This window comes from Pseudomonas sp. Irchel s3a12 (assembly GCF_900187485.1).
Lineage (GTDB): Bacteria > Pseudomonadota > Gammaproteobacteria > Pseudomonadales > Pseudomonadaceae > Aquipseudomonas > Aquipseudomonas neuropathica.
Map to the genome: position 1 here is coordinate 219,125 of NZ_FYDN01000012.1, position 19,790 is coordinate 238,914.

The 19,790-nt window shown below is 59.0% G+C and carries 15 protein-coding genes; 11 read left to right on the forward strand and 4 right to left on the reverse strand.

Annotated features, from left to right (window positions below):
- Positions 1 to 224: 224 nt before the first annotated feature.
- The 8 genes from CKW14_RS21010 (at position 225) to CKW14_RS21045 (ending at position 11,347) form a co-directional block, all read left to right on the forward strand.
- Positions 225 to 1,139, forward strand: a complete 915-nt coding sequence (locus tag CKW14_RS21010) for a LysR family transcriptional regulator (RefSeq protein ID WP_093431295.1) — start codon at positions 225 to 227, stop codon at positions 1,137 to 1,139.
- A gap of 338 nt (positions 1,140 to 1,477) precedes the next feature.
- Entirely contained in the window at positions 1,478 to 1,975 is a 498-nt protein-coding gene (locus CKW14_RS21015) for a PAAR domain-containing protein (protein WP_095126063.1), read from the forward strand.
- Between the two features lie 4 nt (positions 1,976 to 1,979).
- Positions 1,980 to 2,714 carry a hypothetical protein gene (locus tag CKW14_RS21020; protein ID WP_007914925.1) on the forward strand — a complete coding sequence of 245 codons (735 nt, stop codon included), beginning with the start codon at positions 1,980 to 1,982 and terminating at the stop codon, positions 2,712 to 2,714.
- On the forward strand, positions 2,711 to 3,226 hold the full coding sequence (locus tag CKW14_RS21025) for a hypothetical protein (protein WP_095126064.1): 516 nt from the start codon (positions 2,711 to 2,713) through the stop codon (positions 3,224 to 3,226). Before CKW14_RS21020 ends, CKW14_RS21025 begins: the two co-directional genes overlap by 4 nt.
- A 242-nt stretch (positions 3,227 to 3,468) precedes the next feature.
- Positions 3,469 to 5,208, forward strand: a complete 1,740-nt coding sequence (locus CKW14_RS21030; protein WP_095126065.1) for a dipeptidase — start codon at positions 3,469 to 3,471, stop codon at positions 5,206 to 5,208.
- A 272-nt stretch (positions 5,209 to 5,480) separates the two neighbouring features.
- Positions 5,481 to 6,734: a multidrug efflux RND transporter periplasmic adaptor subunit MexE gene (mexE, locus tag CKW14_RS21035; RefSeq protein WP_077573018.1), complete on the forward strand. Its 1,254-nt coding sequence runs from the start codon at positions 5,481 to 5,483 to the stop codon at positions 6,732 to 6,734.
- Between the two features lie 15 nt (positions 6,735 to 6,749).
- Positions 6,750 to 9,929, forward strand: a complete 3,180-nt coding sequence (locus CKW14_RS21040) for an efflux RND transporter permease subunit (RefSeq protein ID WP_095126066.1) — start codon at positions 6,750 to 6,752, stop codon at positions 9,927 to 9,929.
- Positions 9,926 to 11,347, forward strand: coding sequence for an efflux transporter outer membrane subunit (locus CKW14_RS21045; protein WP_095126067.1), 1,422 nt, complete (start codon positions 9,926 to 9,928; stop codon positions 11,345 to 11,347). The genes CKW14_RS21040 and CKW14_RS21045 overlap by 4 nt, the downstream gene beginning before the upstream one ends.
- Before the next feature lie 124 nt (positions 11,348 to 11,471).
- Here CKW14_RS21045 and CKW14_RS21050 read toward each other — a convergent pair whose 3' ends face one another.
- The 3 genes from CKW14_RS21050 to CKW14_RS21060 are packed head-to-tail and all read right to left on the reverse strand — an operon-like array spanning position 11,472 to position 14,746.
- Entirely contained in the window at positions 11,472 to 12,416 is a 945-nt protein-coding gene (locus tag CKW14_RS21050; protein WP_095126068.1) for an HlyD family secretion protein, read from the reverse strand.
- Between the two features lie 4 nt (positions 12,417 to 12,420).
- Positions 12,421 to 12,621 (reverse strand): DUF1656 domain-containing protein, encoded by a 201-nt coding sequence (locus CKW14_RS21055; RefSeq protein ID WP_007914938.1) that lies wholly within the window; start codon positions 12,619 to 12,621, stop codon positions 12,421 to 12,423.
- Positions 12,611 to 14,746 (reverse strand): FUSC family protein, encoded by a 2,136-nt coding sequence (locus CKW14_RS21060; protein ID WP_095050849.1) that lies wholly within the window; start codon positions 14,744 to 14,746, stop codon positions 12,611 to 12,613. The genes CKW14_RS21055 and CKW14_RS21060 overlap by 11 nt, the downstream gene beginning before the upstream one ends.
- A gap of 170 nt (positions 14,747 to 14,916) precedes the next feature.
- Here CKW14_RS21060 and CKW14_RS21065 point away from each other — a divergent pair, with 170 nt between their 5' ends.
- From CKW14_RS21065 to CKW14_RS21075, 3 genes are all read left to right on the forward strand, one after another.
- The gene (locus tag CKW14_RS21065; RefSeq protein ID WP_095050850.1) at positions 14,917 to 15,972 is read left to right on the forward strand and encodes a tetratricopeptide repeat protein; all 1,056 of its coding nucleotides are present in this window, start codon (positions 14,917 to 14,919) and stop codon (positions 15,970 to 15,972) included.
- Positions 15,973 to 16,103: 131 nt separating this feature from the next.
- On the forward strand, positions 16,104 to 17,606 hold the full coding sequence (locus CKW14_RS21070) for an ATPase domain-containing protein (RefSeq protein WP_093431272.1): 1,503 nt from the start codon (positions 16,104 to 16,106) through the stop codon (positions 17,604 to 17,606).
- Positions 17,603 to 19,273, forward strand: coding sequence for an ATP-binding protein (locus CKW14_RS21075; RefSeq protein WP_095050851.1), 1,671 nt, complete (start codon positions 17,603 to 17,605; stop codon positions 19,271 to 19,273). Before CKW14_RS21070 ends, CKW14_RS21075 begins: the two co-directional genes overlap by 4 nt.
- Before the next feature lie 103 nt (positions 19,274 to 19,376).
- Here the strand turns inward: CKW14_RS21075 and CKW14_RS21080 are convergent, their stop codons facing one another.
- Positions 19,377 to 19,754 carry a response regulator gene (locus CKW14_RS21080; RefSeq protein ID WP_003225116.1) on the reverse strand — a complete coding sequence of 126 codons (378 nt, stop codon included), beginning with the start codon at positions 19,752 to 19,754 and terminating at the stop codon, positions 19,377 to 19,379.
- Positions 19,755 to 19,790 lie beyond the last annotated feature (36 nt).

The window sequence follows — 19,790 nt, forward strand, 5'->3', positions numbered from 1 at the left end:
GCTTTTGACCCAAGACTATCAGTGGCTATTAATAGTCGACATGCCTGTCATTGATTCCGCACCAGGGGCGGCATTGGCAAAATCCATGAAAAAACTGCTGCCAACGTCTCACTCAAGCTGAATTTTCCGGTGCAGAGTACCAGCCTTTCCCCGTAAGATTCATGCCGGCCATTGTTCTCATATGGCCGCTCTCGTCAAGCTTGATGACTCTGCCAGGACTCCAGATGAATCGTAATGACCTGCGTCGTGTCGACCTGAACCTGTTGATCGTATTCGAAACATTGATGCACGAACGCAGTGTGACCCGGGCGGCAGAAAAGCTCTTTCTCGGTCAGCCAGCAATCAGTGCGGCCCTTTCGCGCCTGCGCAGCCTGTTCGATGACCCGCTATTTGTGCGCACCGGGCGCAGCATGGAACCGTCCGCCCGCGCGGTGGAAATCTTCGCCCTGCTCTCGCCGGCCCTCGATTCGATTTCGACCGCCGTCAGCCGTGCGGCCGAATTCGACCCGGCGACCAGCACCTCGGTATTTCGCATTGGCCTATCCGACGACGTCGAATTCGCCCTGCTGCCGATGCTGCTCAAGCGCCTGCGCGCGGAAGCACCGGGAATCGTGCTGGTGATCCGTCGCGTCAATTACATATTGATGCCGGGCCTGCTGGCTTCCGGCGAGATATCCATTGGCGTCAGCTACACCACAGACCTGCCGGCCAACGCCAAGCGCAAGGTCCTGCGCCGCAGCGCGCCAAAATTGCTGCGCGCCGATACCGTGCCGGGGCCGTTGAGCCTTGATGACTACTGCGCGCGTCCGCATGCGCTGGTGTCGTTTGCTGGCGATCTCAGTGGCTTTATTGATGAAGAGCTGGAGAAACTGGGGCGCAAACGCCATGTAGTGCTGGCCGTGCCGCAGTTCAACGGATTGAGTACGTTGCTGGCGGGCACTGACATCGTTGCGACCGTGCCGGATTACACGGCGGACGCGTTGACGGCGGCTGGTGGGGTTCGGGCGGAAGATCCGCCGTTGCCGACGCGCACATTTGAACTGCACATGGCGTGGCGTGGGTCGCAGGATAATGATCCGGGTGAGCGGTGGTTGCGGTCGCGGATTCAGATGTTTTTTGGCGATCCAGATAGCCTGTGAATCCGCGCTGGCAGTTCTGAATATTATTGAACGCAAGCGTAGCTTGCGGCATTCTTCGCAACGAAATTTCCAGGGACGGTAAAATTTGATGCGTACTTCACGTATGCAAGCGCTTGTGCCCCTCGCCTCTTCAAACACCACCGGTGTGATTGAAGGCGAACACTCGCATCCGTCCGGATGCACATGGGGTCAATGTCTCGCAGAGCTGACACCACATCCTCACCATTCCCGATTACTACGACCACCAAGGCTGTCGATCCAGCGAACAGCCCTGGCTGTTCTACGATACGGCTATTCATCACGGCTGCCCGATCTGACCTCTTGAAACGGAACTTCGCATGAGCGGAAAACCTGCTGCACGCCTCACGGACCCCACTAGCTGCCCTCTTCCGGGACATGGCACGAATCCCATTGCCAGTGGCTCGCCCAATGTGAACTTTGACGGGCTTGCTGCCGCCCGGATGACCGACAAATCCGCTTGTGGCAGTCCGATCATGGGAGGCGTCAGCTCGACCGTTTTCATCAATGGTTTGAATGCTGCGACGATCGACAGCACGGGCGGACACGGCAACATCGTTGTGGGCGGTTCCGGAACAGTCATCATCGGCGACACCTTCGTCTCGGCACCTTTCAGCGGTCTGCTGCCGATGCCGGTGCACTTCAGCGACAAGATCAAATTGATCGACGAAAGCACCGGTGAGCCCATGCCTAATCATGCCTACGCGATTCAGCGCGCGGACGGCAGTTTCGAGTACGGCACCAGTGATTCGCTGGGGTTCACTCACGTCGTGAGTTCACACGTGGCAGAAACCTTCAAACTATTTCTGGAAGATTGAAAACATGCCGGCAGAGCAAATCCAGCTTCCCAATGGAAATACCGCGAGTCTGGCCGTCACGCCGACGTTAACACTCGTGAAGGACCAGTCGGTAAAGACGGCTCCCGTTCCCGTAAAGAAGGCGATCGTTTTTTTCATTGGTGGGGCTGCCGACCAAGAGAAATACTATTTTCAAGGCGCGTTCCACAATATCGACGACGCAAAAAAACAGCTCGACGGCAAAATTGCGGGCAGCGCCAAGCTGCCGGCGAAATACACGGGGTTCCCTAAAAGTTATAAGGATGCAAGGGGTTCCGGCGATATCCAGACTCACTTCATCGACAACATTCCCAGCAAATCCTGCCCGGTTTACATCGTCGGCCACAGCCTCGGCGGATGGAACGGCGCACATCTGTCACAGATACTTTCCGAAGCCGGTTACACCATCAAATATCTGGTGACACTCGATCCAGTGGGTGAAGGATTCCTGGTATGGCTGGGTTCCGACATCTATTTTTCGGAGCCAACGCCTGTCGCTGAAACATGGATCAACATCCGGGCCAACGCCAGTACACCTGACCAATCTGACGGTGTCGCAGAATTCGGGGAGCGTTGGATGATCGAGTCTGGTCCGACCATCAACAAGACCATTGATAGGCACCATGCATCTGCTGACTGGATGTTTATAGAACCTGTGCAAGGGACGAAGTCCGCCTGCGATCTGATTTTTGACTCAATCAACGGTATTTTCGGCCAATGAACAGCTTCCGCGCGGTCATATACCTGGGCGTTCTACTCTGCACCGGCTGCGTAAAAACGGCCAGCATTCCGCCCGCCGACCTCACGCTATCGTCGTTTGAGCTCGGCCCCGCCAATCTGTTCACGGCACACTTCAACTCCACTGTGGATTTGCAGAACGCATTCAATGATTACGAAAACTCCAACCAGCTCAACCCTACCCTGATCTGCTCTCTCAATCGCGACATGGAGTTCTCATCCGAGCATTCAATCGCGGTAAAAGCTGAAGGGCGAGTGAACGCAAGCGGTCAAGCCAGGCCCAATTACAAGTTTTCCTCCGACCTGATCTTCTACTACACCAATCTGGATGGTACGCAACGCGACTTGAATGACTACGACGCCATCAAACCGTTGCTGACGTCGCAAACTTCGATCCCGTGCAAAGTTCGCATAACCGCCTATGGGTATGAGGCCTATTACACGAATACGTTATTCATCCCCTCCAGGATCATGATTGAACAGATCTTCAGATAGCCGCGCTTTGCTGAACCTGGCGCAAGGATTTGGAGAAGCGCTGGTCGTCAGGTGAGCCCCCATAAAAAAGCCCGGAAACCTTCCCCGGGCTTTTTCATTTGTGCGCCTCTTTTGCATTTTTGTGCGACACATCCCCTTTCAGGACTCCCGCAAGGCTCTGGCACGGTGTTAGCTTGTAAGCGTATGTGTCTCAACCTTGAGGCACGCCTAACTCACTGCCCTGCAAAGGAATGCCCTTCGTAATGAATGTCCCTTTCAAAAAACTGGCTACCACCACGTTGATGCTGGCCGGTCTTGCCGTGTTCACGGCGCCCGCGCAAGCGAATATCACCCCGCAGCAGAGCGCTGAAATTCTCAAGACTTACAGTGCAGACAAAGCCACAGACTTCCGCCAGTTCCTCGGCAACTTGGGCAAGAGCGATCTGGCGAAAACCGCTGACATTGGTCCGGCGATTGGCGCCTATCTCGATAACAAGACTTTAAACGCCGAGCAGCAGAACGAAATCTATCGTCTGCTGGGTATCTACACGCGAGCGAAATACAGCGCTGCCGCCACTGAAACCCTGCGCGAACTGGTGGAAATCCCGACCTTTCGCAAGGACGGCGTTGAGCAGCACGACAATCCGGAATTCATCAAGATAGCGGCGAAGATCAAAAGTCTCGCCGAGTCGTTCAATCTGAAATTCCGCAACATCGACAACCGCGTCTACGAGATTTCCCTTGATGGCAGTGGCGATGAAGTGGTTGGTATTCACGCGCATGCCGACGTGGTGCCGGTGACGCCGGAAAACTGGGTGCTCAAGGATGGCACCCGCCTCGACCCGTTCAAGATCACCCTGATCGGCGATCGCATGTACGGTCGCGGCACCGAGGATGACAAGAACGGTATCGTCGTCACGCTGTATGCCATGAAAGTCATCAAGGAAGAAAAACTGCCGCTGGTGCGCAACTTCAAGTTGCTGGTCGACACCACCGAAGAAACCACGGGCGACGCGATCCCTTACTACTTCGAACGCAACCCGACGCCAAACTACAACCTGGCGCTGGACGGCGGCTACCCGGTGGTGATTGCCGAGAAAGGCTACGGCACCGTCATGGCCAACTTTGCCAAGCGCAAAGGTGAAGGCAAAGGCGCGGAAATCATCTCGATGACCGGTGGCTTGGCAACCAACCAGATTCCGTCGGCGTCGGTCGCCACGCTGGTAACCGACAAGCCTGCGGAACTGGCCGCCAGCCTGCAAAAGGCCGGCGACGAGTTTGCCAAGCGCAATGGCGGCGATTTCCAGGTGAGCGCCAAGGTCGACGGCAAAGACGTCAAACTCACCGTGACTGGCGTATCTGCGCACTCCTCCGAGCCCGAATCCGGGGTCAACCCGGTCGCGCGGATGCTGGTCTTTATCAATAGCCTTGATGGCAAAGTCGCGTTCAAGCACAACCACATCACCGATGCCGCGCGTTACGCTGCCGACAATTGGGGTCTGGATTACCTGGGCAACAAGTTGAATGTCGGTTTCTCCGATGCCTTCATGGGGCCGCTGACGACCTCGCTGACCTACGTCGGCATGGACGAAAAAGCTTTCAAACTCGCAGTCAACCTGCGCGTTCCGAAAGGTAAGTCGCCGGAGAAGCTCAAAGCTGAAATCGCTGAGAAACTGGCGGCGTGGAGCAAAAAGAGCCATGTAGCCGTTGCCTTCGACTATTCGATCGCCGAGCCGATGTACCGCAACCCTGAAGGTGAGTGGGTCAAGGCGCTGCTGGCGGTATCGACTGAAAATCTGGGCATGAAACACGAGTTCGGCACCTCCGCTGGCGCCACCTCGGTGCATGAATTGCCGAACGGTGTGCAGTTTGGTCTGGCCATGCCGAACGTGAAATACACCGGTCACACCGATGGCGAGTTCAAGACTGTGGAGCAATTCCAGCTGGATCTGCAGATCGTGACTGAAATGATCGGACGCATCGGCCAGTTGCCGAAACTCTGACCGCATTGTCGAACCCGCCGCCGTGGCGGGTTCGGCATTTTTAATCCCCGCGTAATCCCCGCAGTGCAGCTTCTCTCCTGACTTTTGCACACCGGGCAACACAGAATTGCCCTCAGAGAGATTGATAGCCACCTAACGAAAGGTGCATGCTAGAGGGCTCGTTCGGGCCTTATATCATTCCGAATGATAGTTACCTTTGCTTCATTCGATTCGTGCCATCACACCCCGCCGAGCATCATCCGCCCATCTTCAATACATTGGCGGATGCATCCATGGAACAGTCACTCAAACATTTGCGCTTCCCGTTGGCCATGTTGGCCGTACTGGTGATGAGCGCCTGCGGCAAGACTCCGGAGACTGCCGCCACTATGCCCGCTGCGAAAGTCAGCGTGGCCAAGGTGCTGGAACAACCGGTCAACGAGTGGGACGAATTCACCGGGCGCCTAGAAGCGCCGGAAACCGTTGAAATCCGTCCACGGGTCTCCGGCCAGATTGATGACGTCGCTTTCACTGAAGGCGCACTGGTCAAGAAAGGCGACCTGCTGTTCCAGATCGATCCGCGTCCATTCCAGGCTGAGGTACGCCGCCTCGAAGCCCTGGTTGCTCAATCCCGCGCCAACGCCACCCGCAGTGAAAACGAAGCCGGTCGTGGTGAACGCCTGCGTGCCAGCAACGCCATTTCCGCCGAACTGGCCGACTCGCGCACCAGCGCCGCTCAAGAAGCCCGCGCCGCCGTCGGTGCCCTGCAAGCGCAACTGGATCTGGCCAAACTGAACCTCAGCTTCACCCGTGTCACCGCGCCGATCAGTGGCCGCGTCAGCCGTGCCGAGATCACCGCCGGTAACCTGGTGACCGCCGACACCACGCCGCTGACCAGTGTGGTTTCCACCGACCGTGTTTATGCCTACTTCGACGCCGACGAGCGTGTGTTCCTCAAATACACCCAACTCGCCCGTAACGGTCAGCGCGGCGCGACCACCCCGGTGTACATGGGCCTGTCCAACGAAGACGGCAACCCGCACCTCGGTCAGATGAACTTCGTCGATAACCAGGTCAACCCGAAAACCGGCACCATCCGTGGTCGCGCGGTGTTCGACAACAGCGATGGCACCTACACCCCGGGCCTGTACGCACGCCTGAAACTGGTCGGCAGCGGCACCTACAACGCCATGCTGATCAACGATGAAGCGGTCGGCACTGACCTGGGCAAGAAGTTCGTACTGGTGATGGATGCGGACAACAAAACCGCATACCGCGCCGTTGAACTGGGTCCGAAGATCGAAGGCCTGCGCATCGTCCGTAACGGCCTGAACAAGGACGACACGATCATCGTCAAGGGTCTGCAACGGGTTCGTCCTGGCTCCCCGGTTACCCCTGAAGTGGTGCCGATGGCCAGCGAACAGACCATCGCGGCACTCGCTCAACAACGTCAAGCGCTGGAAGCCAGCAACCTGCCCAAAGTCGCCCCTGCCAAAGGCGCGTCCGGTTCGGTTGTGAAGCTGGCTGCTACGACCCCACGCGGTTAAGGGACGACAACTCCGATGAATTTTTCCCAATTCTTCATTTCACGGCCGATCTTCGCAGCGGTGCTGTCGCTGTTGATCCTGATCGCCGGTGCGATCTCGCTGTTCCAGCTACCGATCAGCGAATACCCGGAAGTCGTGCCACCGACCGTGGTGGTGCGTGCCAACTTCCCGGGCGCCAACCCTAAAGTCATCGGTGAAACCGTGGCCGCTCCGCTGGAGCAAGCCATCACCGGCGTCGAGAACATGCTGTACATGTCCTCGCAGTCGACCGCCGACGGCAAGATCACCCTGACCATTACCTTCGCTCTGGGCACTGACCTGGACAATGCGCAGGTGCAGGTGCAAAACCGGGTGACCCGCACCGAGCCGAAGCTTCCCGAGGAAGTGACGCGCATCGGTATCACCGTCGACAAAGCGTCGCCCGACCTGACCATGGTTGTGCACTTGACCTCCCCGGACAAGCGCTACGACATGCTCTACCTGTCCAACTACGCAATCCTCAACATCAAGGATGAGCTCGCTCGTCTGAACGGTGTCGGCGACGTACAGCTGTTCGGTATGGGCGACTACTCGCTGCGTGTCTGGCTTGACCCGAACAAGACCGCTTCGCGCAATCTGACGGCGACTGATGTGGTCACGGCAATTCGTGAACAGAACCGTCAAGTCGCGGCCGGTCAACTCGGTGCGCCCCCTGCCCCGAATGCCCAGAGCTTCCAACTGTCGGTCAACACTCAGGGCCGACTGGTCAGCGAGGAAGAGTTCGAGAACATCATTATTCGCGCAGGCGACAACGGTGAAATCACTCGCCTCAAAGACATCGCTCGCGTTGAGCTGGGCTCCAGCCAATACGCGCTGCGTTCGTTGCTGGACAACCAGCCGGCAGTGGCCATTCCGATCTTCCAGCGCCCAGGCTCCAATGCCATCGACATCTCGAACGAAGTTCGCGGCAAGATGGACGAGCTGAAGAAAAACTTCCCGCAAGGCATGGACTACAGCATCGTCTATGACCCGACGATCTTCGTGCGCGGTTCGATCGAGGCGGTGGTTCACACCCTCTTCGAAGCACTGATTCTCGTGGTACTGGTGGTGATCCTGTTCCTGCAAACCTGGCGCGCCTCGATCATTCCGTTGGTGGCGGTACCGGTATCGTTGATCGGTACGTTTGCGGTGATGCACCTGTTCGGCTTCTCACTCAACGCTTTGTCGCTGTTCGGCCTGGTACTGGCGATCGGTATCGTAGTGGACGACGCCATCGTGGTGGTGGAGAACGTCGAACGGAACATCGAACTCGGACTGACACCGGTCGAAGCAACCAAACGGGCGATGCGTGAAGTGACCGGCCCGATCATCGCGACGGCGCTCGTGCTGTGTGCGGTGTTTGTTCCGGCAGCGTTTATCTCCGGCCTCACCGGGCAGTTCTACAAGCAGTTCGCACTGACCATTGCAATCTCGACCGTGATTTCGGCGTTCAACTCGCTGACCCTGTCGCCAGCACTGGCCGCCGTGTTGCTGAAAAGCCATGACGCACCGAAAGACCGCTTCTCCAAAGTGCTCGACAAGATCTTCGGTGGCTGGTTGTTCCGTCCGTTCAACCGTTTCTTCGACCGTGCCAGCCATGGCTATGTCGGCACCGTGCGCCGGGTTATCCGTGGCAGCGGCATCGCCCTGCTGCTGTACGCAGGCCTGATGGTGCTGACCTTCTTCGGTTTCTCCAGCACCCCGACCGGTTTCGTACCCGGCCAGGACAAGCAATACCTGGTGGCTTTCGCGCAATTGCCAGACGCTTCTAGCCTGGATCGCACCGAAGACGTGATCAAGCGCATGTCTGACATGGCGCTGAAACAGCCAGGCGTGGAAAGCGCCGTAGCGTTCCCGGGCCTTTCGATCAACGGCTTCACCAACAGCCCGAACGCCGGCATCGTCTTCGTGACGCTGAAACCGTTCGACGAGCGTAAAGACCCGAGCATGTCCGCCGGTGCGATTGCCGGGGCCTTGAACGGCCAGTACGCGAACATTCAAGAGGCGTACATGGCGATCTTCCCGCCACCGCCGGTACAAGGTCTGGGCACCATTGGTGGTTTCCGCCTGCAAATCGAAGACCGGGGCAACCTGGGCTACGACGAGCTGTACAAAGAAACCATGAACATCATCAACAAGAGCCACAGCGTGCCGGAACTGGCCGGGCTGTTCACCAGCTACACCGTGAACGTGCCTCAGGTCGATGCCGCCATCGACCGTGAAAAAGCCAAGACTCACGGCGTGGCTGTCAGCGACATCTTCGACACCCTGCAGATCTACCTGGGTTCGCTGTATGCCAACGACTTCAACCGCTTCGGGCGCACCTATCAGGTCAACGTTCAGGCCGAGCAACAGTTCCGCCTCGAATCCGATCAGATCGGTCAGCTGAAAGTACGCAACAACAAAGGCGAAATGATCCCGCTGGCGACCTTCATCAAGGTCAGCGACACCTCGGGCCCGGATCGCGTGATGCACTACAACGGCTTCATCACTGCAGAAATCAACGGCGCGGCTGCCCCGGGCTACAGCTCCGGCCAGGCCGAGAAAGCCATCGAGAAACTGCTGAAGGATGAACTGCCAAACGGCATGACCTACGAGTGGACCGACCTGACCTACCAGCAGATCCTGTCCGGCAACACCGCGCTGTTCGTGTTCCCGCTCTGCGTACTGCTGGCGTTCCTGGTGCTCGCCGCTCAATACGAAAGCTGGAGCCTGCCACTGGCGGTGATCCTGATCGTACCGATGACCCTACTGTCGGCCATCACCGGTGTGATCATCTCGGGCGGTGACAACAACATCTTCACCCAGATCGGCTTGATCGTACTGGTGGGACTTGCCTGTAAGAACGCGATTCTGATCGTCGAGTTCGCCAAGGACAAACAGGAAGAAGGTCTCGATCCGCTCGCGGCGGTACTCGAAGCCTGCCGTCTGCGTCTGCGGCCGATCCTGATGACTTCCTTCGCGTTCATCATGGGTGTGGTGCCACTGGTGTTCTCCAGCGGTGCCGGTGCCGAGATGCGTCACGCCATGGGTGTGGCGGTGTTCTCCGGCATGCTCGGGGTGACCTTCTTCGGTCTGTTGCTGACGCCAGTGTTCTACGTACTGATCCGTAACTTCGTTGAACGCAGTGAGGCCCGCAAAGCGGCCAAGGCCATGAAACTGGAGGCGCAACAATGAGTCTGAAAGTCTTCCTGCCGAGTTTGCTGGTGCTGGCCCTCAGTGCCTGCGCCGTCGGCCCCGACTACAAGACCCCAGCCACGGAGGCGGCCAATATCACGGCCGCCACCGACGGCGCCGCCGGGCAAAAGAACTTCGACCGTTCTAAATTCGAAGGCATCTGGTGGCAGCAATTCGACGATCCGACCCTCAACCAGTTGGTGACCCAATCACTGCAAGGCAACCGTGAACTGCGCGTGGCGTTCGCGCGCTGGAAAGCCGCCCGGGCGATCCGCGACGACGCCAGCAACGATGCGATGCCGACCATCACCAGCCGCGCCAGCAGTGATCTGGCCAAGGGGCAAATCCCTGGCCAGACCACCGACCGGGTCAATAGCGAACGCTATGACCTCGGTCTGGACATGGCCTGGGAGCTGGACCTGTTTGGCCGCATCCAGCGCAATCTGGAAGCCAGCGACGCCGACCAGCAAGCGGCCGAGGCCGATCTGTACCAACTGCAAGTCACCATGATTGCCGAACTGGTGGACGCTTATGGTCAACTGCGTGGTGCGCAACTGCGCGAAAAGATCGCCGTGGCCAACCTGAAAAACCAAGAAGAGTCGCGCAAGATCACCATCAGCCTGAGAGACGCCGGTGTCGGTGATCAGCTCGATGTCGAGCGCGCCGATGCGCGTCTGGCCAACGTTGAAGCCACCGTGCCGCAGTTGCAGGCGGAACAGGTTCGGCAGAAAAACCGCATCGCCACCCTGCTCGGTGAGCGTCCGGACAAGCTGACCGTTGATCTGAGTCCAAAAGACTTGCCAGCGATTGCCAAAGCCTTGCCGATCGGTGACCCGGGCGAACTGCTGCAACGTCGTCCGGACATCCTCAGCGCGGAACGCAACCTGGCTTCGGCCACAGCGCGCATCGGCGTCGCGAAAGCCGATCTGTTCCCACGGGTCAGCCTTAGCGGCTTCCTAGGCTGGACAGCCGGGCGTGGTTCGCAAATCGGTTCCTCGGCGGCCAACGCCTGGGCACTTGGCCCGAGCATCACATGGGCCGCGTTCGACCTTGGCAGCGTACGCGCGCGTTTGCGTGGCGCCGATGCTGAAGCCGAAGGCGCATTGGCGACTTACGAGCAACAAGTGCTGCTGGCACTGGAAGAATCGGAAAACGCCTTCAGCGATTACGGCAAGCGTCAGCAACGCCTGATCTCGTTGATCCGTCAGAGTGAATCAAGCCGCAAGGCGGCTGACCTGGCTGAAATCCGCTATCGCGAAGGCACCACGGACTTCCTAGTGCTGCTCGACGCTCAGCGTGAACGTCTGAACGCCGAAGACAGTCAGGCCCAGGCCGAAGTTGACCTGTATCGCGGCATTGTCGCGATCTACAAGGCCCTTGGCGGCGGCTGGCAACCGGAGACTGTCGCCAGCAAGTAATCGATTGTTAAAGAGCTCCTTTGGTTGGCCGCAACCAACCAAATTTTTTGCCCCGCGTATCATTCGGTCGCGGGGCTTTTTTATGCCTCGCCACATCACCCGAACGCCACTGTTCCTAAAGGGATCAGTTCTCCAGCACAGTGACGGTCGCTGTGGTGCCCGCACGCAGGCGGTTCTTGCCGGCATAGTCGCCATCAATGTCGATCCGCACCGGCACCCGTTGCGCCAGTTTCACCCAGGTGTAACTCGGGTTGATGTTGGCCAGCAGCCGACTGCCCGGCGCGTTTTCGCGGTCGGCAATGGCGAAGGCAATGCTCTGCACCGTGCCGCCGAAAGTCTCCCCGCTCATCAATTGCACGCGGACCCGATCGCCCTCGCCGATTCGTGGCAGTTTGGTTTCTTCGAAATAACCACTGATGTAGAACGAGTCACTGTCGACCAGCGCCAACAAAGCACCGCCGCTCACCGCGTAGTCACCTTCACGGGTCAGGAGGTTGGTCACGTAACCGCTGACTGGCGACTCGACGCGGGTGCGCTGTAAATCCAGTTCGGCCTGGGTCAGTGCGGCAATCGCCAACTGCACGTTGGCCTCAGCGAGGCCGAGATTGGCTTGATTGCGCAGCAGATCCGCCTGGGCCACCGCCACATCGGTACTGGACTTCTCCCACTCCTCCCCGGAAATCGCAAAACCCTGCTTGAGCGTACGCCGTCGACGTTCTTCGCTTTGCCGCTGCTTGAGTAAGGCTTCGCTGGCAACAATGGCCGCTTGCGACTGCCCCAGCGTTGCCTTCGCCACTTCCACCGAACGCCGCGAGTGCTCCACCGCGAGGCGATAGCGCGCCGGGTCGATCTCCATCAACAGTTGCCCCTTCTGCACATGCTGGTTGTCCTGCACCGCCAGACTGACAATATGCCCCGACACATCCGCCGACAGCGTCACCACGTCTGCCCTGACCCGGGCATCGCGAGTCCATGGCGCGCGCGTGTAATGTTCCCAGGCAAACCAGCCGAGGACGATCGCCAGCAGCACCACCGCCAACGTGATCAATCGCGTGAATAGCACTTTCAAGGCATCAGGCTCCCATCAGCAAAATCAGCGTGGCACACACACAGGCATACAAGGCGCCCTCGAACAGCGCCTCATGCCAGACCAGACGCAACACGCCCAAACGCCGCAATCCCCAGTCCAGCAGCATGAATATCGGAATGGCCAACAATAACGCCTGAGCAATGGGCGGCAGATAGACACCGCCAATCTCGAAATCAATGGGCAAGGGCTGCTTCTCCTTCCGGAACAGAATGCTGGATGGCGTCACCGTGGCGCTGCAGGAATGACACCACGATCAGCAGGGCCACACGCATACGAAACAGCGACCACACATGCTCATGGCTGGCGACGTGCAGTTCATCCAGCTCGTCGCCCAATGTGTGCAGGGTGGCCAGCAATGGCGCCAATTGAACGTCCTGCCGCCCGGCGACAAAGCGCCCGGTCTTGCGCACGGCCGAAGCCAGACGCTGATTGAAAGCGTCCGTCAGCAATGCATTGTTGTGTGCCTGCTGCCTCAATTGATGCATCGCTACACCCAGAGCTACGCAAGCCAGGCTGATTTCATACAGTTGCTGCATGGGCCGGCTGTTCACCGCCGGCAGCAGGCCGAGCATGCTGGTCAGGCGATCGACCATGCGGCTTTCAAAGGCAAACTGTTGCTCATCGGTCGCGGGCGTTTTGGTCAGCGCATACACCTGCTCGCGCGCTTCGTTATACAAACGGCGAAGGCGCCACGCCGGGCGAAACGGGAAAATCCACGCATAAACGATCAGGGCAAGCATGGCCGCACTGACATAGGCGCCGGCAAATTCGAACCATTGAATCGCCGTGTTCTGCCCGGTACCGACATTCTGCGGGCCGAGCATCAGGAAACTCGACAACCCCAGCCCCATGCCGATGCCTGCCGTCGCCGGGCTGGCCAGACCGATTGCGATCACATACAGCAGCGGCGCCAGCAGCATTGCCAGCAGCTCGAAATCACTGATCGCCGGCACCAGCATGAATTGGTAGAACGCCGAGACCACCAGCGCCAGCCCCAGGCCACGGGCGTAACTCTGCGCGGCCATCAGCGGACGCGGGAACGTCGCCATCAGCGAGCAGAGGATTCCCACCAGAATCATCCCGCCCCGCGCGCCGTCCCACGCGGTTTCGATCCAGATCAATCCGGCGACCAGCAGCGCGGTGAACGCACGGATCGCATTCATCGACGCCAGGGTGAAATCCAGATGCAGAGGGCTGACCTGACCGCGATAAAGACAACTGGCCTCACGCCCTTCCTGAATCGCATCGCTCAGCTCAAGGATTTGCTCCAGTTGCTGCAATAGCCGCGCCTGCTCCCAGCGCAGCGCCCAGGCCAGCGAGCGCAAGGTGGCGCTCATGTTTTCAGTCAACTGCTCGGCCTGATACGCCAACGCCTCGAACTGTTGTTGCAGCTTAACGAAGTGCTGGCGTGCGGGTTCGGGTAGCGCTCGCCCCTGCTCTGCCAACTGATCGAGCAGCGCCAGCTCTTCGGCGCGCAAGCGCTGGATATCCAGCGGCAGATCGCCTTCCCAGCGTTCGGTAAGCAGTTCGCGCTGATGACGTAATGCGGTCAACCGAGAGGTCAGCAGCATCAGTTGGTTGCCCAACAGCAGCACCAGATGGCTGGCACTGCGTAAGCGCGGCGCATCGAAATACAAGTGCCGCCGCAGGCCTTCAAGGGCGCTGATCTCGCCGAGCAGTTGCATTTGCCGGCGCTGGAACTCCGCTTCGCTTTCTTCCGTACGAAGCACGGCGGCGGCATGGCTGGCGGCCAGTTTGATCACCTGATCGACTTTGGCGAAATACCCCTTGGCCACCGCTTGCGGCCTCGCCGTCAGCAGACTGACCACACATACACACGCCACGGCCAGCAAGGTTTCCGTGACGCGGGTTACCGCCAACAGAAACGTGCCGTCCTGGTCGGGAATTGCCAATAGCGCCACGACCACAGCGGTGTAACCACTCAGCACAAACGCTTGCGAGCTGGTGTAGCGCAGCAACGTGCCGCCGGCCGTGCACAGCGCCAGCCACAGGGCCAGAGTGGTAATGAATGGCAGCGGGGCCTGGGGAAAGATCGCCATGATCACTACTGCCACCGCTGCCCCAAGCGTCGTGCCGATCACCTGGCCGAAACTGCGTGCCAGCGCCATTCCGGCCAACGGCTGGCTGACAATGACCACCGCCATGATCGACCACTTGGGCTGATCGAGATCGAACAGAAACGCCAGATACAGCGTCAGCAACCCCGCCGCAATGGTCCGCAGGGCAAACAGCAGGACGGCCTGACCGGGGTGGATCACGGCCTTGAAGTAATTGAACAGGGCTTGCATGGGTAGACTCATCGAAGCAACTTCTGCAAGCGTAGACACTGCAACGAAAGCCTGACGGGTAACTGAGTCGACGCAGTTTGTAGGGCGATTCGCATGCAAGAGTTTGACTCATGGCCGAAGCTGACCGAAGCTTGCCGCTCTGCTCAAGAACGCCTGTTTCGGAAACCTGCATGCCTCAGTCTCGCCGCTACTTGCTTATCAGCCTGGGCCTTGTGCTTATCGTCATTGTCGCGTGGTTGTCCGTGCGCAGCACCGTGCCGGTCATACCCGATGCGATCAAACACGGCTATAGCGAGGCGTTGGATGCCGCGCGCAAGGGGCAACCGGGCGCGGCGCGTCAGTTGTATCAACAACTGGGCCGTCCGGACATTTCGGTCAAGCGCCGCGTGTGGCTGCATGGCGAGCTGCCTAACTATCCGAGTCCACAGGCGTTGAAGCTGGCCGACACAGACCTGCAAAACGAATCCCCCGCCGTGCGCCTGGCGGCGATCAAAAGCGTGGTCGGACTGGTGCCAGGCGGGCAACGAAGCCTGTTGCTCGGGCCAATGCTCGAGGATGAGGATCAAACTGTTCGCTTCGCCGCGATCAACGCCCTGCTTGGCTTGACCCCGGATGAGCTGGGGCTGTATTTCGCGCCGCTGCAACAAGCGATCGACGGTTGGGAGCAAACGCTCAAGGCCCTGCCGGAAAGCGCTGCCAACTACGCGCAACTGGCCCGACTGCATCTACACAACGCCGAACTCAAGGAGGCACAGGTCGCGCTTGAGAATACCCTGCGCATGGATCCCGGCAATCTGCAGGCGCTGGTGATGCAGATCGATGTCCTCGATCGCCAGGGCCAAACCGATGCCGCCCGCCAATTGCTGGGCCAGCAACTCAAGGCACAACCTGACTCGGCTTATCTGCAACATGCCTTGGGCCTTTGGCTGTTGCACCACGATCAGCGCGAATACGCCCTGCTCGGTTTGTCCAAAGCGGTGGAGCTTGAGCCGGACAACAAGGATTATCGCTACGACCTCGCCACCACCCTGCACAGCGCCGAAGAACTGGAAGCGGCGCAGAAGCAGTTGCAGGAAATCGTCCAGCGCCACCCCGCCGACCGCAAGGCGCGGGTCTTGCTGATCAATTACTGGAAGGAAAGCGGACAACTGCAGAATGTGCAGATCCTGCTGGCGCAACTGGAACAGCTGAACCCCGATGATCCTGCGTTACAGCAAGGCCTCTGAAGTACTTTTGACCGCTCGTTGGACACATCCGGCAAGGAATTTCGGAACTGCCATCACGCCATAGGGTCAAGTTAATCAGGCCGCTCAATTAGTTGGCGGCCTCGCTTCCCTTAGTCATGAGAGGGCATTTTTTGTCTACTTCTAACGAGTTGATCAGTGCGAAAGCCGCTACCGGCATTGTGGGTCTGGATGACATCCTGGCCGGTGGTTTGTCTCGCGGTCATGTTTTTTTGCTGGAGGGTGAGCCCGGAACCGGCAAAACCACGGTCGCTTTGCATTTTCTCCTGGCCGGCGCGAAAGCCGGCGAACGCTCGTTGTACATCACGCTCTCGGAAACCGAGCGCGAACTGAGGCAAGGGGCGTCGTCCCACGGCTGGACGCTGGATGACAACATCAAGATCTTCGAGCTGACGCCCCCGGAAAGCCTGCTCAATGCTGAGCACCAGCAGAGCCTGCTGTATTCCTCCGACCTGGAACTGGGCGAAGCCACCAAGCAGATTTTCGAAGCGGTCGAACGTTTCAAGCCCACGCGTGTGGTGCTCGACAGCCTGTCGGAGATCCGCTTGCTGGCACAAAGCTCTTTGCGTTATCGCCGGCAGATTCTGGCCATCAAGCATTACTTCGTGCGCTACAACGCCACGGTACTGCTGCTTGACGACTTGACCACCGAATCCCTCGACAAAACCGTGCACAGTGTGGCCCACGGGGTGATCCGCCTCGAAGAGCTGACGCCTAACTACGGCGCCGAGCGGCGACGCGTGCGAGTGGTCAAGTACCGGGGCCAGAAATATCGCGGCGGTTTCCACGACTTCACCATCATGGGCGACGGCGTGCACGTATTCCCGCGTCTGGTGGCGGCTGAACACCGTGGCGACTATGCGCGTTTGCAACTGTCCAGTGGCATCCCGGAAATGGACGCCCTGCTCGGCGGCGGCATCGAGACCGGCTCCAGCACGCTGATTCTCGGCCCTGCCGGTACCGGTAAATCGCTGATCTCGATGATCTTCGCCGCCGCTGCGGTGCTCCGTGGCGAGAAAGCCGCACTGTTTATCTTCGATGAAGAACTCGGCCTGCTGTTCGAGCGCATGAAAAACATCGGCATCGACCTCAAGGCCCTGCAGGCGACCGGCAATCTGTTGATCGAACAGGTCGACGCCGCCGAACTGTCACCGGGCGAGTTCTCCCACCGCGTGCGGCGCTGCGTCGATGAAGGTCAAATCAAAACCGTGGTTATCGACAGCATCAACGGCTATCAGGCAGCAATGCCGGAAGAGAACGCGCTGGTGTTGCACATGCACGAACTGTTGCTGTACCTGAACCGCAAAGGCGCGGCGACGTTCATGACGGTTGCCCAGCATGGTCTGGTCGGCGACATGCAAGCGCCGGTCGACATTACTTATCTGGCTGACACGGTGATTCTGTTGCGCTACTTCGAAGCACTAGGCAAAGTCCGCCGCGCGATCTCGATCATCAAGAAACGCACCGGCAGCCACGAATCGACCATTCGTGAATACCGCATTTCCACGCAAGGCATGACCATCGGCGAACCGCTGGAAGCCTTTCAGGGCGTACTGCGCGGTGTCCCGACATACCTCGGCGCGAGTAATCCGTTACTGCAGGAAGAGCGCTTGTGACGGTTCAAGTGCCGCTGGCCGAACGGGCGCTGATTCTGGCGCCCGTGGGTCGCGACAGCCAGATTGCGCTGATGATCCTCAACGAGGCGGGTTACGGCGGAGTCGTCACGCCAAGTCTGGGTGCGCTGTGCAAGGAAATCGAAATCGGTGCCGGCCTGGTGCTGGTCGCCGCCGAAGCCTTGCGCGGGCCGGAACTGGAAGCGCTGTTCCTGTATCTGGAAGAGCAACCTGCCTGGTCGGATCTGCCGATTGTGCTGTTGACCCATCACGGCGGTCAGGAACAGGGCCCCTCCTCACGCCTCAGCGATCTGCTGGGCAACGTGACGTTCCTTGAGCGACCGTTTCATCCGGCGACGCTGGTCAGTATGGTTTCCGCCGCATTGCGCGGCCGCCGACGACAATACGAAGCCCGCGACCGGCTGATCGATCTGAGTGAGAGCGAACGGCGCCTGCAGTCGACCCTGGAAACCCTTGAGCAACAGGTCGAAGAGCGCACCGCACAACTGCGCCACAACGAAGAAGCGCTGCGCCAATCGCAGAAAATGGAAGCGGTCGGCCAGCTCACCGGTGGTATCGCCCACGACTTCAACAACATGCTCACTGGCATCATCGGCAGTCTTGAGTTGTTGCGTCGACGTCTGGCCCGTGGTCGCACCGATGACCTCGACAGCCTGATTGATCTGGGCGTGACTTCGGCCAATCGTGCCGCCGGCCTGACCCACCGCTTGCTGGCGTTTTCGCGTCGGCAGTCGCTCGATTCAAAAGCCGTGCAGATGAACACCCTGGTGCAGTCCATGGGCGAGTTGCTGCAACGCAGCCTCAACGAAAGCATTCAGCTGGACATGCGCCTCAACGACAATCTGTGGGTTGCGGAGGCGGATCCCAATCAACTGGAAAGCGCCCTGCTCAACCTGGTGATCAATGCCCGCGACGCGATGCCCGACGGCGGCAAACTGGTGGTCGAGACCAGCAACCAGGTGCTCAAGCGCGAATTCACCGAGGCTTACAACAACCTCGAACCCGGTGATTACGTGATGCTCAGCGTCACCGACAACGGCAGTGGCATGCCACAAAGTGTCATCAACCGTGCGTTCGATCCGTTTTTCACCACCAAACCGATCGGCCAGGGCACGGGACTGGGCCTGTCGATGATCTACGGTTTCAGCAAGCAGTCACGCGGCCATGTCTCGATCGACAGCGAGATCGATGAAGGCACCACAGTGAGACTGTACTTGCCGCGCTTTCGCGGCGAAGAACTGGCCAGCCCCGTCGCCGATATTCCGCAATTGCCGGATGCGCTTGACGGCGAAACCGTGCTGATCGTCGAAGACGACCCGGCCGTGCGCGTGCTGGTTTGCGCGGTACTCGGTGAGTTGGGTTATGCCTTCGTCGAGGCCTGGGATGCGGACAGCGCGGTGCCGATTCTGAATTCGACGCAGCGCATCGATCTGCTGATCAGTGATGTCGGTCTGCCGGGCATGAACGGCCGGCAACTGGCGGAGGTTGGTCGACAATATCGGCCAGGTCTGAAGGTCCTGTTTATCACCGGATACGCCGAGCACGCGGGAGTGCGTGGCGGGTTCCTCGATTCGGGGATGCAGATGATCACCAAGCCGTTCACTTTCGATCTGTTGACCGCCAAGGTGCGGGAGATGATCAAAAGCTGATATTACTGAAACTGTAGGAGCTGCCGCAGGCTGCGATCTTTTGATCTTGCTTTTAACGATCAACATCAAAAGATCGCAGCCTGTGGCAGCTCCTACACAGATATCAGGCGAGCAATTCCTGAATCTTTTCCTGCAACACATCCAGGTCAAACGGCTTTTCCAGGATCGGCGCCTTGCGCGTGATCGGGCTGCCGGTTTCGCGGATTTCCTGCGGATAACCGCTGATGAAAATCACTTTAAGGTCCGGGCGCAGCTTAACGGCCGGCTCGGCGATCTGCACACCGGAGATCCCGCCGGGCAAGCGGAAATCGGTGATCAACATGTCCAGATGTGGCTTGCTCGCAAGAATTTCGAACGCCTGCTCGCCGTTTTCGGCCTGCAACACGCGATACCCCTGCCCTGACAGGTAATCCGTCAGGACCATCAAGATAACCGGTTCGTCCTCGACGACGAGTACTACATCTTGTGCATCTACGCTCATGGGAAGCCTTTGTTCGGTCAATAGCTGCTGATACGA

Coding starts and splice junctions, on each gene's coding strand:
- CKW14_RS21010 (WP_093431295.1), top strand. CDS start 225: ATGAATCGTAATGACCTGCGTCGTGTCGACCTGAACCTGTTGATCGTA.
- CKW14_RS21015 (WP_095126063.1), top strand. CDS start 1,478: ATGAGCGGAAAACCTGCTGCACGCCTCACGGACCCCACTAGCTGCCCT.
- CKW14_RS21020 (WP_007914925.1), top strand. CDS start 1,980: ATGCCGGCAGAGCAAATCCAGCTTCCCAATGGAAATACCGCGAGTCTG.
- CKW14_RS21025 (WP_095126064.1), top strand. CDS start 2,711: ATGAACAGCTTCCGCGCGGTCATATACCTGGGCGTTCTACTCTGCACC.
- CKW14_RS21030 (WP_095126065.1), top strand. CDS start 3,469: ATGAATGTCCCTTTCAAAAAACTGGCTACCACCACGTTGATGCTGGCC.
- mexE (WP_077573018.1), top strand. CDS start 5,481: ATGGAACAGTCACTCAAACATTTGCGCTTCCCGTTGGCCATGTTGGCC.
- CKW14_RS21040 (WP_095126066.1), top strand. CDS start 6,750: ATGAATTTTTCCCAATTCTTCATTTCACGGCCGATCTTCGCAGCGGTG.
- CKW14_RS21045 (WP_095126067.1), top strand. CDS start 9,926: ATGAGTCTGAAAGTCTTCCTGCCGAGTTTGCTGGTGCTGGCCCTCAGT.
- CKW14_RS21060 (WP_095050849.1), bottom strand. CDS start 14,746: ATGCAAGCCCTGTTCAATTACTTCAAGGCCGTGATCCACCCCGGTCAG.
- CKW14_RS21065 (WP_095050850.1), top strand. CDS start 14,917: ATGCCTCAGTCTCGCCGCTACTTGCTTATCAGCCTGGGCCTTGTGCTT.
- CKW14_RS21080 (WP_003225116.1), bottom strand. CDS start 19,754: ATGAGCGTAGATGCACAAGATGTAGTACTCGTCGTCGAGGACGAACCG.